Source organism: Kitasatospora sp. NPDC051853 (assembly GCF_044452665.1).
Classification (GTDB): Bacteria; Actinomycetota; Actinomycetes; order Streptomycetales; family Streptomycetaceae; genus Kitasatospora.
Genome location: NZ_JBITBY010000014.1, coordinates 36,301 through 49,577 on the forward strand (window position 1 = coordinate 36,301; position 13,277 = coordinate 49,577).

At 73.8% G+C, this 13,277-nt stretch carries 10 protein-coding genes and 2 tRNA genes; 8 read left to right on the plus strand and 4 right to left on the minus strand.

Annotated elements, in window-relative coordinates; genetic code table 11:
- Positions 1 to 5: 5 nt before the first annotated feature.
- Positions 6 to 647, minus strand: a complete 642-nt coding sequence (locus ACIA8O_RS33010) for a histidine phosphatase family protein (protein ID WP_396297701.1) — start codon at positions 645 to 647, stop codon at positions 6 to 8.
- A 434-nt stretch (positions 648 to 1,081) separates the two neighbouring features.
- On the opposite strand from ACIA8O_RS33010, the gene ACIA8O_RS33015 reads away from it, so the two are divergent.
- The 6 genes from ACIA8O_RS33015 (at position 1,082) to ACIA8O_RS33040 (ending at position 6,612) form a co-directional block, all read left to right on the plus strand.
- A complete protein-coding gene (locus ACIA8O_RS33015; protein WP_396297868.1) occupies positions 1,082 to 2,305 on the plus strand; it encodes a hypothetical protein in 1,224 nt (407 codons plus the stop codon).
- Positions 2,302 to 3,873, plus strand: coding sequence for a hypothetical protein (locus tag ACIA8O_RS33020; RefSeq protein WP_396297702.1), 1,572 nt, complete (start codon positions 2,302 to 2,304; stop codon positions 3,871 to 3,873). The genes ACIA8O_RS33015 and ACIA8O_RS33020 overlap by 4 nt, the downstream gene beginning before the upstream one ends.
- Positions 3,870 to 5,252 (plus strand): AAA domain-containing protein, encoded by a 1,383-nt coding sequence (locus ACIA8O_RS33025; protein ID WP_396297703.1) that lies wholly within the window; start codon positions 3,870 to 3,872, stop codon positions 5,250 to 5,252. Before ACIA8O_RS33020 ends, ACIA8O_RS33025 begins: the two co-directional genes overlap by 4 nt.
- A 134-nt stretch (positions 5,253 to 5,386) precedes the next feature.
- Positions 5,387 to 5,791, plus strand: a complete 405-nt coding sequence (locus tag ACIA8O_RS33030) for a hypothetical protein (protein ID WP_396297704.1) — start codon at positions 5,387 to 5,389, stop codon at positions 5,789 to 5,791.
- Between the two features lie 182 nt (positions 5,792 to 5,973).
- Positions 5,974 to 6,486 (plus strand): bifunctional DNA primase/polymerase, encoded by a 513-nt coding sequence (locus ACIA8O_RS33035; protein ID WP_396297705.1) that lies wholly within the window; start codon positions 5,974 to 5,976, stop codon positions 6,484 to 6,486.
- A 52-nt stretch (positions 6,487 to 6,538) separates the two neighbouring features.
- Positions 6,539 to 6,612: transfer RNA gene (locus tag ACIA8O_RS33040), tRNA-Lys, on the plus strand.
- Positions 6,613 to 6,830: 218 nt separating this feature from the next.
- Here the strand turns inward: ACIA8O_RS33040 and pgi are convergent.
- Positions 6,831 to 8,483, minus strand: coding sequence for a glucose-6-phosphate isomerase (gene pgi / locus ACIA8O_RS33045; protein ID WP_396297706.1), 1,653 nt, complete (start codon positions 8,481 to 8,483; stop codon positions 6,831 to 6,833).
- Between the two features lie 192 nt (positions 8,484 to 8,675).
- Positions 8,676 to 10,238, minus strand: a complete 1,563-nt coding sequence (locus ACIA8O_RS33050; RefSeq protein WP_396297707.1) for a Na+/H+ antiporter — start codon at positions 10,236 to 10,238, stop codon at positions 8,676 to 8,678.
- 152 nt (positions 10,239 to 10,390) lie between these two features.
- Between ACIA8O_RS33050 and ACIA8O_RS33055 the strand changes: the two genes are divergently transcribed.
- Both ACIA8O_RS33055 and ACIA8O_RS33060 read left to right on the plus strand, forming a co-directional pair.
- On the plus strand, positions 10,391 to 11,305 hold the full coding sequence (locus ACIA8O_RS33055) for an NADP-dependent oxidoreductase (RefSeq protein WP_396297708.1): 915 nt from the start codon (positions 10,391 to 10,393) through the stop codon (positions 11,303 to 11,305).
- A 47-nt stretch (positions 11,306 to 11,352) separates the two neighbouring features.
- Positions 11,353 to 11,426: transfer RNA gene (locus ACIA8O_RS33060), tRNA-Lys, on the plus strand.
- Between the two features lie 47 nt (positions 11,427 to 11,473).
- Here ACIA8O_RS33060 and ACIA8O_RS33065 read toward each other — a convergent pair.
- The gene (locus ACIA8O_RS33065; protein ID WP_396297709.1) at positions 11,474 to 13,153 is read right to left on the minus strand and encodes a chitinase; all 1,680 of its coding nucleotides are present in this window, start codon (positions 13,151 to 13,153) and stop codon (positions 11,474 to 11,476) included.
- Between the last annotated feature and the right edge of the window lie 124 nt (positions 13,154 to 13,277).

The window sequence follows — 13,277 nt, forward strand, 5'->3', positions numbered from 1 at the left end:
GTCGGCTACCTGCCCAGGTGGGACTGGTCGTTCCAGAGTTCGACCGCCGGGGCTCCGTACTCCCAGGAGAGGACGGAGAGCGCGGCCGTGCCGAGCTTGAACCGCTGGGCGAACTCGGGGGGCAGGCCCAGCCAACGGGCCGTCATGATGCGGAGCAGGTGCCCGTGGGCGAAGACCACCACGTCGTGGTCGGCGCAGTGCATGGTGGTGGTGTCCGGGTCCGGGGTGCCGTGCTCCTCGTGCAGGCTCCCCAGGAAGGCGTCCACCCGGGCCGCCACCTCGGACAGCTTCTCGCCGCCGGGCACGCCGTCCCGCCAGATCAGCCAGCCGGGCTGGTCGGTGGCCCGGATGTCCGGACCGGTCCGGCCCTCGTACTGGCCGTAGTCCCACTCCAGCAGCTCCTCGCGGTCCACCGCGCGGGCGCCGAAGCCGGCCAGCTCGCAGGTCTCCCGGGCCCGGGAGAGCGGGCTGGTGAAGACGGTCGCCTCCGGCAGGCCGTTCCACGGCGCGGCGGCCAGCCGGACCCCGAGGGCGCGGGCCATCTCGCGGCCCTCCTCGGTGAGCGGCACGTCGGTGCGGCCGGTGTGCTGGCCGGTGACGGACCAGGCGGTCTCACCGTGGCGGACGAGCACGATACGGGCGGGCATGAGCGGCTCCTCACAACTCGTTGGCAGTTTCTCCCCGGCCAAGACGGGCACCGGCCAGCCTCCCCATCGAGTCGCCGACACCCCATGATCCCTCACCCTCCCCGGCCCGACGCCTGCGGCAGGCCTGGGAGGGAAGGGACGGGCAGGTACCGGGGCCGCCCCGTACCGCGCGGGGCGGTCGCCTGCGGCGAGCCGGGACGGCAACGGACAGGCAGGGACCCCGGACCGTCCCCGCGGCAAGGCGGGCAGCTGCGGCGTGCGCCATCGCGCAGGTATCCGACCGAGTGCCCACGAACCGCGCCGCCACGCGGCCGAACTGTCGGACCGTCAACGAGCCCGCCGCGGGCGACCTCGCCCGCAGGTGGTCCGGGGCGGCCCGGGTTGGGGCGTCCTGGCACGGGGTGTCGGTGGTGGGTGCGAGACTGGGCCGCACCATGAACGTCTCGATGCAAGGGCAGGCGGAGCCGGTCGCGCGGCGGCTCCGCGAACTGCGCGGCCCGGCGCCGCAGCGCAGCCTCGACGCCCGGGCGCTGGCGGCGCTGGCGGCCAATCCGGGGTGCCGGCGGCGGGCGGTGCTCGATGCGGCGGGGGTGGACAAGCGGGCGGTGGCGGAGCGGCTGGGCCGGCCGGCGCCGTTCGGGCAGTCGCCGTTCGCGATCACCCGGGGGAACGTCTTCGAGTCCCGGCTGAAGGACGACGGCTACGCCGCGCTGCTGGCGCCGCTCCGGTCCCGGCTCGGCCTGCCGCCCGAGGGGAGCCCGCTGGCGGTCCCCGACCTGCTGCCGCGCTCCGCCCCGGCCACCCGGGCCGACCGGACCCGCCAGGTGCTGGCCGAGGCGGCGGCCGACCGGGACGGCTGGACGCTGCTGGACCACCCGATGCTCCGCCTCACCGTGGCCGGCACCCCCGCCTACCTGGAGCCGGACGCGGTGCTGGTGCACGGCGGCCGCTGCACGGTGGTGGAGATCAAGTCCTTCCCGGTGATCGACGGCTCCGCCGACCCGGCCAAGGTCGGCGCGGCCGCCCGGCAGGCGGCGGTGTACGTGCTGGCGCTCCAGCAGACCGCCGCCGAGCTGGCGGGCGTGACGGCGGACCAGTCCCCTTACGGACGGCAGGAGTTGCCGGGTTCGCCGGAGCTGAGCGTGCTGCTGGTCTGCCCGAAGGACTTCTCCAACCGGCCGACCGCGAGCAGCGTGGACGTCCGCCGCGAGCTCTCGGTGACCAGGCGTCAGCTGGCCCGGCTGACCAGGATCGAGGAGCTGCTGGACGCGCTCCCGTCCGACACCAGTTTCGACCTGGCGCCGGACCGGGCGGGGGTGCCGACCAGGCCGGTGGCCGAGTTGGGCGACGCGGTGGAGGCGGTGCCGGCCAGTTACGGCCCGGACTGCCTGGCCGCCTGCGAGTTGAGCTTCCACTGCCGGGCGCAGGCCCGCCGCTCGGGCGCGGTGGAGCAGCTCGGCCGGGGCGTGCGCGGCGAGTTGGGCACCCTGCGGACGGTGGAGGAGGCCCTGGCGGCCGCCGAGAAGGGCAGCCCGGACGGCACCGACGAGGCGGCGGCCCGGCTGGCGCACGCGGCGTCCCTCCGCACCGAGGCCCTGTGCGCGGCGGGCGTGGGCGCGGCGGGCGTGGGCGCGAGCACCGGGGAGGCCTCCCGGTGAGCCTGTTGGACACCCTGGCCCGGCTGGAGGCGGTCCGCAGCGGCCACGCCGAGCCGCTCGCCACCGTCCGGCACCGGCACCTGTCGGAGCGTCCGATGGTGCTGGTGCCGCTGGCCGCCGCCGGTGAGGCGGGGGCACCGCTGGCGGTGCTGCTGGGCACCGACCGGGAGCGGCCCCGGCTGCTGCTGGTGCCGCAGCCGCTCAACCGGGACATGCGCTTCGCCTTCCTGGCGGACTTCGCGGCCGAGCTGCTGCCGTACCTGGAGTCGTACGCCGGCGAGGTCGAACTGGTCGAGCGGACCGAGAAGGACCCGGAGACCGGCGAGAAGACCCAGACCTTCCGCGAACTCTGCGCCGACGCCCCGCAGTTGGTCGTGCCCAACGCGGGCGCGGTGCAGCACCTGGCGCTGATCGGCCGCTCCACCCGGTTCCGCCGGACGGCCTCCGACCCCGATCCGGGGCCGTACCCCGCGCCGACCCAGGTGCCGCTGCTGGGCCGCTGGCTGACGCACTTCACCGAGCGGGCCCAGGTGCCCGGCTCCTCGCTGCTGCTCCCGGTCACCCAGCTGCTGGCCCGGCACTGGGCGACCGGCCAGAGCCTGCTGGAGGACCAGCACCTCGGTGCCCGGCTGGCCTGGCACGGGCCGCCGGCCGGGGTGTCCGGCGCCGAGCTGGCCGAGCGGGTGGAGACCGAGCGGGACGCCCTGGGCGTGCCGGTGCACCCGCCGGCCGGACCGGCCACCGATCCGGTCTTCGACGCCAAGGTGCTCGCCCCGGCGATCTCCCGGCACGACCGGGCGCTCGCCGCCCTGGCCCACCGGGACGGCCCGGAGGCCCAGGCGGCGCTGAAGCGGGCCGCCGAGGAGCTGCACGCGGCGCTGCTCGGCGCCACCCTCCCGACCTGGCACGACGTCTGGCGCGGCCTGGACCTGCTGCGCGAGCTGCCCGCCGCCGCCCACCTGGCCGAGCGCTGGGAGGGCGACCGCTGGTCCTTCACCAACCACCGGGACCGGCTGGCGGCCGGCGAGCCGCCGCAGCCGAAGCAGGACGACGCCGTCACCGCCGCCCGCAAGCTGGCCCAGCGCGAGCGCGAGCAGACCAAGGTGGACGTGCAGGAGGCGCTGGACGACCCGTTGGCGATGGCCGGGCACCGGCTCTCCGGCGAGGCGTTCAGCGGCGAGGTGGTCGAGGTGGTCCCGGAGTACGCCACCGTCGGCAAGGCCCTGAAGCCCCGCCCGCTGCTGGTGCTGCGCACCGCCGACCGCCCGCACGCCGACGCGGGCCGCGAGGTGCACCGGGCGAACGGGCCCTCGGCGCAGAAGGCGGAGATCGTGGCGGCGGCCGAGGGCACCGTCACCGTCCGGGTGCTGAACGGCATGGGACGGAAGAAGGAGCCCGAGCCGGGCAGCCTCCCCGAGCCGGGCGAGCAGGTCACCTTCACGCTCTTCGAGCTGACCGCCCGTCAGTCCGCCCCGCTCCCCGAGCCGGAGGACACCCCGTGGACGCACGGCGGCCCGACCGGCAGCGGCACCGATCCCTCGCCTACCGCAAGCGAAGAGTGGGAATGACCATCAGCATGACCATCGACCCTCCCGCACCAGAGGTGGAGAACCCGGGCGCGGCGGCCGACTCCGCCGTGGCCGCGATCCTGGCCGCCACCGTCGCCTCCGTCCCCGGCGGGCCGCGGGGCGTGGTGGTGGACTCCCCGCCCGGCGCCGGGAAGTCCACGCTGGTGGTGCGGGCCGCCAAGGAGCTGGTCGCCGGCGGCGAGCGGCTGATGATCGTGGCCCAGACGAACGGTCAGGTGGACGACCTGGTCGGCCGGTTGGCTACGATGGCGCCGGAGCTGACGATCGGCCGGCTGCACGCGAGCGACGCCAGGCCCGGCCCGGAGCTGGCCGCGCTGGAGAACGTGACGGCCTCCTCCAAGGTGGCGGAGCTGCTGGAGCAGGACGTGGTGATCTCCACCGCCGCCAAGTGGCAGTGGGTGAAGACGGAGCAGCCCTGGCGGCACGCGATCGTGGACGAGGCGTACCAGATGCGCTCGGACGCGCTGCTGGCCGTCGCCGGCCTGTTCGAGCGGGCCCTGTTCGTCGGGGACCCGGGCCAGCTGGACCCGTTCACGGTGGTGGGCACCGACCAGTGGGCGGGCCTGTCCTACGACCCGTCGAGCAGCGCGGTGGTCACCCTGCTGGCGCACAACCCGGCGATCCGTCCGCACCGGCTGCCGGTCTCCTGGCGGCTGCCGTACTCGGCGGCGCCGCTGATCTCGCAGGCCTTCTACCCGTACACCCCGTTCCGCTCGGGCACCGGCCCGGACGACCGGCGGCTGACCGCCGCCACCGCCGGGGACGGCTCGGCGCTGGACGCGGCGGTGGACGAGGCGGCCGAGCACGGCTGGGCGCTGCTGGAGCTGCCCGCCCGGCACACCGTGCGGACCGACCCGCAGGCGGTCCAGGCCACCGCCGCGGTGGTGCACCGGCTGCTGACCCGGGGGCTGACGGCGCACTCGGAGCAGGGCTCGGCCCCGCTCACCCCGGACCGGATCGCGGTCGGCACCGCGCACCGGGACCAGGCGGCGGCGGTGCGGGCCGCGCTGGCGAAGCTCGGCGTCCCGGTGGACCACGCGGCCGGCCCGGCCGTCACGGTGGACACCGCCAACCGGCTGCAGGGCCGGGAGTACGACGTCACCGTGGTGCTGCACCCGCTCTCCGGCCGCCCGGACGCCACCGCCTTCCACCTGGAGACGGGCCGGCTCTGCGTGCTGGCCTCGCGGCACCGGCACGCCTGCATCGTGGTGGCCCGGGCCGGCATTCCGGAGCTGCTGGACGAGCACCCGTCCACCGAGCCGGTGCAGCTGGGCGTCACGATGAAGTTCCCGGACGGCTGGGAGGCCAACCACGCGGTGCTGGCCCTGCTGGGCGAGCACCGGGTCCGGCTGCGCTGAGCAGTCGGGGCACCGGCAGCACTCGGGGGCGCGCGGGAGGGGAATAGCGACCGGACGCGCACCGTTCCGTTACCGGCCGTCCCCGCGCGACAATGGGACGGCAGCCACCCACCACACCCCGGAGGTGTCCCACCATGCCCGACGCCGGTGCTTCCCGCCCCGACGCTGCCGACTTCGTCGCACCGGACGCCCCGTCAGCCGTGCCCGCGCCCGCCCGTCGGCTGCGCCCGGCCCAGCTGCTCTTCGAGCCGCAGGCCGACGAGCCCGAGCCGGAACGGTTCTTCGACCTGGAGTCCATCGCCGACCCGGCCGAACTGCTGCGCCGCTCCACGGAGTTGACGCTGGCCTTCCGGGCCGCCGCCGAGCGGGCCGCCGACTTCCAGGCCCTCGCCGCGGCCCAGCTGGCGGACACCCGCCGCTTCGACGCGCTCTCCGCCGCCGAGATCGCGGACCGCGCGGACTGGACGCCGGACTACGCGGCCAAGATGGTCGAGTACGGGCGTTCGCTGCTCCGCCGCCAGCACTCCGGCGAGCACTGAGCCCGAGCCGGGACGAGGGGTGCGGGGCGGAAGCCGCGGGACGGGGGCCGCAGAGCCGGGACGGGGGCCGCGGGAGGCCGCTGGCATATGCGGCCGGGAAGGGTACGCCTCCACCCCACCCGCTGTCCGGCGAACGCGGCTTTCCCTCCGTGCGGCGCCCGGCCCGCGCCACCCTGCTGTGCGTGGACATCTGGACGTATCAATCCGTGGAGTACGTCACGGCCGCCGGCGAGGCCTGGCTGGCCACGGCGAGCGAGTACCCGCGCAGCATGCGTGCCCTGTGGGAGTCCCGCCCCTGGGCCCCGACGGTGCTGCCCTGCGGCCGCGCCTTCGACGTGATCAGCATGCCGGCCCTGTTCGGGCGGGCCGTGCTGGACGAGCTCTGGGCCTCCGGGCCGGGCTGCGGCCCGGTGGCCTCGTTCCGGGGCCGGACCCTGCTCTTCGTGCAGCCGGGCGCCGCGCCGCGGCTGCGCACCCTGCTGGCCTGGGAGGAGTGGGCCCGCGAGGTGCCGCCGCTGCTCTGCCACGGGCTGGGGGACGCGGTGACGGTGCCGCCCATCCAGCGGATGCTCGACGCCCCGGCCTCCCCGGGGCAGGGCTCGGGCCGGTGGATCGTCGCGCCGGACTCCCGGGAGCCCTGGCTGCCGGGGGCGGCGACCGTGCTCTGGGCCTGCGTCCGGGCGTCGCGGGGGTGAATTGGATTTTGGTTCCACCCGAACACGCTGCTAAAGTCTTTCACGTCAGCAGGCGCCGCTAGCTCAGTTGGTTAGAGCAGCTGACTCTTAATCAGCGGGTCCGGGGTTCGAGTCCCTGGCGGCGCACAGACAGCAGAAGGCCTCTCATCTTCGGATGGGGGGCCTTCTGGTTTTGGTTGCGCCGGGGTGCACCGGATGGTGAGGCCGGGGGCGCGAGGAACTGCGCGCTTCGGAAGGCGGTTCACCTGCAACCGGATCGCCGTCAGCCGGTTGCAGGTGCTGCCTTTCCAACCCGCGCAGTTCCTCGCGCCCCTGGGGCCTTCGGCCCTGGGGCGCCGTAAGGGTCAGCGGCCGCGCAGGGTGCGGTACTTGGCGACCAGGGCGGCGGTGGAGCTGTCGAGCTGGTCCGTTCCCTCGCCGGTCAGCAGGACGGGCTCGATCTTCTTGGCGAGGACCTTGCCGAGCTCGACGCCCCACTGGTCGAAGGAGTCGATGTTCCAGACCGCGCCCTGGACGAAGACCTTGTGCTCGTACAGCGCGACCAGCTGGCCGAGGACCGCGGGGGTGAGCTCGCCGGCCAGCAGGGTGGTGGTGGGGTGGTTGCCCTGGAAGGTCTTGTGCGGGACCAGCTCGGCGGGGACGCCCTCGGCGGCGACCTCCTCCGGGGTCTTGCCGAAGGCCAGCGCCTGGGTCTGGGCGAAGAAGTTGGCCATCAGCAGGTCGTGCTGGGCGGCCAGTTCGCCGCCGAGCTCGGCGACCGGGCGGGCGAAGCCGATGAAGTCGGCCGGGATCACCTTGGTGCCCTGGTGCAGCAGCTGGTAGTAGGCGTGCTGGCCGTTGGTGCCGGGGGTGCCCCAGACCACCGGGCCGGTCTGCCAGGTCACCGGGTTGCCCTCGCGGTCCACCGACTTGCCGTTGGACTCCATGTCGAGCTGCTGGAGGTAGGCGGTGAAGCGGGAGAGGTAGTGCGAGTAGGGCAGCACCGCGTGCGCCTGGGCGTCGAAGAACGCGCCGTACCAGACGCCGAGCAGGCCGAGCAGCAGCGGGACGTTCTCGGCCGCGGGGGCGGTGCGGAAGTGCTCGTCGACCAGGTGGAAGCCGTCCAGCATCTGCCGGAAGTTGTCCGGGCCGATGGCGATCATCAGCGAGAGGCCGATGGCCGAGTCGTAGGAGTAGCGGCCGCCGACCCAGTCCCAGAACTCGAACATGTTCGCCACGTCGATGCCGAAGTCGGCGACGCCGGCGGCGTTGGTGGAGAGCGCCACGAAGTGCTTGGCCACGGCCTCCTGGCCGGCGCCGAGCTCGGCCAGCAGCCAGCTGCGGGCGGAGGTGGCGTTGGTGACGGTCTCGATCGTGGTGAAGGTCTTGGAGGCCACGATGAAGAGGGTCTCGGCGGCGTCCAGGTCGCGGACCGCCTCGTGCAGGTCGGCGCCGTCCACGTTGGAGACGAAACGGACCGTCAGGTCGCGCTGGGTGAACGGGCGGAGCACCTCGTACGCCATCGCGGGGCCGAGGTCGGAGCCGCCGATGCCGATGTTGACGACGTTCCTGATCCGCTTGCCGGTGTGACCGGTCCACTCGCCGGAGCGGACCTTGTCGGAGAAGGCGGCCATCTTGTCCAGCACCGCGTGCACGGCCGGGACGACGTTCTCGCCGTCGACCAGGACCTCCGCACCGCGGGGGGCGCGCAGCGCGGTGTGCAGGACGGCCCGGTCCTCGGTGGTGTTGATCTTCTCGCCGCGGAACATCGCGTCGCGCAGCCCGGCGACGCCGGTCGCCTCGGCCAACTCCCGCAGCAGCTCCAGGGTCCGGTCGTTCACCAGCTGCTTGGAGTAGTCCACCAACAGGTCGCCGACGGCCAGGGTGTAGCCCGAGCCGCGCTCCGGGTCGGCGGCGAACAGCTCGCGCAGGTGCGTCTGACCGAACTCCTCCCGGTGCTTGGCCAGCGCCGTCCACTGCGGCAGCCGGTCCAGGGGGGTGCGGTTCTGCGCCGTCATCGCTTGCTCCTTGAGTATCCGGATTTCGGTTACCGGCAGGGCCCTGCGAGAGGGTGGCGCGAGGTCCGGCGGTAGCTCTGTGGTGCGCCGACTCCGTTGACGGCCTGCCCGGGTCAGCCTACTTCGAGCGACGGTCCGTCAGGTGACGCGCCACTGGCCGGCACGCATACTCCGCCACCTCTCGCCGTGTACCTACTTCCTTCGCGAGCGCAGGTCCAGACGGCGCATCACCTGGTCGGCGATCTCCGGGTCGCCGCCGGGCTCGTTCCGGGCGACCAGCACCTCGCGGCGGGAGGCGGCGATCATCTCCTGCTCCAGGTCGGCGGCGGAGCGCAGCTGGGACCAGCGTTCGCGGGCCTCGGCGGCCTCCTCCTCGGCGTAGCGCTCGGGGCAGAGCCGGGCCAGCCGGTCGTGCTGGCGCTCCCTCAGGACCTCGACCACCTCGGGCTGGAGGTCGCGCTCCTCCTCCAGTTCGCCGAGCCGGACCAGTCCGGCCTTGGCGGCCCGCCACCACATGTGCTTGACCGCCTCCTCGTGCTCGTCGGCGCCGCCGCCGAGGCCGAGCACCTTGACCACCACGGGGAGCGTCAGGCCCTGCACCAGCAGGGTGAAGAGGACCACCGCGAAGGCGGAGATGACGATCTCGTTCCGGCCCGGGAAGTCGCGCGGGATGGCGAGCGCGAGGGCCACGGTGGCCACCCCGCGCATGCCGGACCACCAGAGCACCACCGTCTCGCCGACGCTGACCGGGGTGTCCTCGTCGGCGTTGCTGACCCGCTTGGAGATCCAGGCGGCCGGCAGCAGCCAGGCCAGCCGGACCAGCACCACGGCGGCGACCACCCAGGCGGCGTCGCCGAGCATGCCGCGCCAGGCACCGCCGACCTCGTCGAGCAGCGGGGCCAGTTCCAGGCCGATCAGGCCGAAGGCGACGCCGGTGACCAGGATCTCGACGATCTCCCAGAAGGCGTTGCCGACCAGCCGGTACGCCACGTCGTCGGCGTCCTGGGCGCGGTCGGCCAGGTAGAGGGCGCAGACCACCACGGAGAGCACGCCGGAGCCGTGCAGCTCCTCCGCCAGCACGTAGGCGGCGAACGGCACGAGCAGGTTGAGCGCGACCTGCTGGGTGGGGTCCTCGAGCATCCCGGCCAGCTTGGCGTTGAGCCAGCCGAGGCCGGCGCCGACCACCACCGCGACCACCGCCGAGAGCACGAACCGCAGGGTGATCTCCTCGGCCGAGAGGCTGCCCTCGGTGACCGCCTCGATCGCCAGCGAGTAGATGACGATGGCGGTGACGTCGTTGAACAGGCCCTCGCTCTCCAGCACCGCGACCAGCCGCCGGGGCAGCCCGACGCTGCCGGCCACCGCGACGGCGGCCACCGGGTCGGGCGGGGAGACCAGGGCGCCGAGCGCGATCGCGGCGGCGACCGGCAGGGCGGGCAGCAGCCAGTGGAAGGTGCCCGCGACCACGGTGGTGGTGACCACCACCAGACCGACCGCGAGCAGCAGGATGGAGCGGGCGTTGGCCTTGAAGTAGCGCACCGAGGAGCGCCGGGCCACGGCGAAGATCAGCGGCGGCAGCACCAGCGGGAGGATCAGCTCGGGGTTGACCTCGACGTCCGGGATCTGCGGCACCAGGGCGAGGACGATGCCGACCCCGGTCATCAGCACCGGCTGCGGCACCCGGGTGATCCGGGCCAGCGGGATGGTCACCACCGAGGCGAGCAGCACCAGGAAGAGCAGGCTGAGCTGTCCCACGGGGGTGGCGTCCTCTCGGCGGGCGACGGGTCGCCGATCAGCATAAATCTGACAGTGCGACAGATGCGCGCGGCGCTCCGGCGGGGCCTTGACCTCAAGCGCGCTTCATCTTCGAGAGTGGTACCGGTCCGTTCGAGCGGAGGGAGAGACAGGTGCTGGCGACGCTGTTCCGGGAGCCCGGTGGGCCCGAGGTGATCGAGGTGGCCGAGCTGCCGGTGCCGCTGCCCGGGCCGGGCGAGGTGCTGGTGCGGGTGCTGGCGGCCGGGATCCAGCCGGCCGACACCGCCGTCCGCGCGGGGTGGTCACCCCCGGGGGTGACGGTGACTCACCCGGCCACACCGGGGAACGAGTTCGCCGGCATGGTGACGCAGCTCGGCGCGGGCAGCTTCGGCTGGGAGGTCGGGGACGAGGTGCTCGGCTTCCGGCTGCTCGGCTGCCACGCCCAGTACGTGGCGGTGCCGGGCGAACAGTTGGTGCCCAAGCCGGCCGCGATGGGCTGGGCCGAGGCCGGTTCGCTCTCCGCCTCCGGGCAGACCGCGCACGTGGCGCTCACCGAGCTGGGGGTACGCGCGGGCGAGACCCTGCTGGTGCACGCGGCGGCCGGCGGCGTCGGCACGGTGGCCGTCCAGCTGGCCCGGGCCTGGGGCGCGACCGTGATCGGCACCGCGAGCGAGGCCAACCACGCCTACCTGCGCTCGCTCGGCGCGGTCCCGGTCACCTACGGGGACGGCCTGGCCGACCGGGTCCGCGCCCTCGCCCCCGGCGGGGTGGACGCGGCCTTCGACGCGGCCGGCCGCGGCGCCCTGGAACCCTCCCTGGACCTGGTCGCCGACCGCTCCCGGATCGGCACCATCGCCGACCCGGCCGCCGAACGCCTCGGCGTCCGCCGCCTGCGCGGCCCCCGCAGCGCCGCCCGCCTCGCCGAACTCACCGAGCTCTGGGAGGCCGGCCACCTGCGGCTCACCGTCTCGGCCGCCTTCCCGCTCTCCCGCACGGTCGAGGCGCACCGCCTGGTGGAGGCCGGACACGTCCGCGGCAAGGCGGTGATCCTCCCTTGGGACGAGTGAATTTCCGATCCGGGCCGCTGACCGGGTAATGTTCTCTTCGTCAGCAGGCGCCGCTAGCTCAGTTGGTTAGAGCAGCTGACTCTTAATCAGCGGGTCCGGGGTTCGAGTCCCTGGCGGCGCACAGACAGCCGGAAGGCCCCCGTCCTCGGACGGGGGCCTTCGGTCGTTCTACGGCCAGTAGGCGTCGAAGTTCTTGGAGAACTCGCGGGTGCCGTTGTACTGGTCCCAGTTGATGGACCAGGTCATCAGGCCGCGCAGGTCGGGCTGGGGGCCGCTGCGGGGGACGTAGCTGCCGCAGTTGGTGGCCTTGGTGAGGCAGTCGAGGGCCTTGTTGACCTCGGCCGGGGCGACGTGGCCGTTGCCGGCGTAGGTGGTGGCGGGCATGCCGATGGCGACCTGGGAGGGGGCCAGTGGCGGGAAGACGTTGGCGGTGTTGCCGGCGACCGGGAAGCCCTTGAGGAGCATGTCGGTCATCGCGACGTGGAAGTCGGCGCCGCCCATGGAGTGGTACTGGTTGTCCAGGCCCATGATCGAGCCCGAGTTGTAGTCCTGGACGTGCAGCAGGGTGAGGTCGCCCCGCATGGCGTGGATGACGGGCAGGTAGGCACCGGCGCGCGGGTCCTGGCCGCCCCAGGGGCCGGAGCCGTAGTACTGGTAGCCGAGCTGGACGAAGAAGGTCTCGGGGGCCATGGTCAGCACGAAGTCCTTGCCGTACTTGGCCTTGAGGGTCTTCAGCGCGGAGATCAGGTTCACCACGACCGGGGTGGTCGGGTTCTTGAAGTCGTTGTCACCGGTGGCCAGCGAGAGCGAGTGGCCCTCGAAGTCGATGTCGAGGCCGTTCAGGCCCCACCGGTCGATGATGGCCGAGACCGAGCTGACGAAGGCGTCGCGGGCGGCGGTGGTGGTGGTGAGCTGCACCTGGCCGTTCTGGCCGCCGATCGAGATCAGCACCTTCTTGCCCTTGGCCTGCTTGGCCGCGATGGCCGCCTTGAAGTCGGCGTCCGACTCGACGGACGGGCACTCGGTGACCGGGCAGCGGTTGAACCGGATGTCGCCGGAGGTCACCGAGGTCGGCTCGCCGAAGGAGAGGTTGATGACGTCCCAGGAGTCCGGGATGTCGGCGACCTTGGTGTAGCCGGCGCCGTTGGCGAAGCTGGCGTGCAGGTAGCCGACCAGGGCGTGCTTGGGCAGGCCGCCGGGCGGCGGGGCGGTCGGCGAGGAGGAGGTGGACGGGGAGGGGGAGGTGCTGGTCGAGGGCGAGGGGGACGGCGAGGTGCTGGTCGACGGGGACGGCGACGGGGAGACCGAGACGGACGGGCTGGGGCTCGGGCTCGGGGCGCCGGGGCCGTCCAGCGAGAGGTCGTCCGCGTAGTAGGTGCCCTGGCCGTACCAGCCGTGGGTGTAGACGGTGGCGCTGGTCTGGCTCGCACCGGTGGTGAAGGAGACCGAGAGCTTCTGGTAGGCGCCGCCGGTGCCCGGGGTCCAGGTGGAGGCGGTGCTGCCGCCCTCGACGCCGAGGTAGACGTACGAGCCCTTGACCCAGCCGGTCAGCTGGTAGGTGGTGTTCGGCGCCACCTGGACGGTCTGCGCGCACTTGGCGATGTCGCCGGCCGAGGCCGCGCCGGCCAGGGCGGAACTGCCGCTCCGGGCCTGGTTGCTGACGCTGCCGAGGCCGCCCGAGCAGCTCCAGGGGGAGAGGCTGCCGGACTCGAAGCCGCCGTTGGCGAGGAACTCGCCCGCGCTCGCGGACGGTGCCAGGGAGAAGGTGAGGGCGACGGCACCGGCCGCCGCGGTGGCCCAGGCGGTCGCTCCGGCGACCAGCCTTCTGGTGGTACGGGGAGTGCGCATGTGGGGGACGCTCCTGCCTCGTTCTGTGGGGGTGTCCAACTCGGTGCAGGGGAGCCAGGATTGGACTGGACCACTGAAGCGGCTCGGCCGCCCGGGTGTCAATGGGTACCGGCACGGCAGGGGC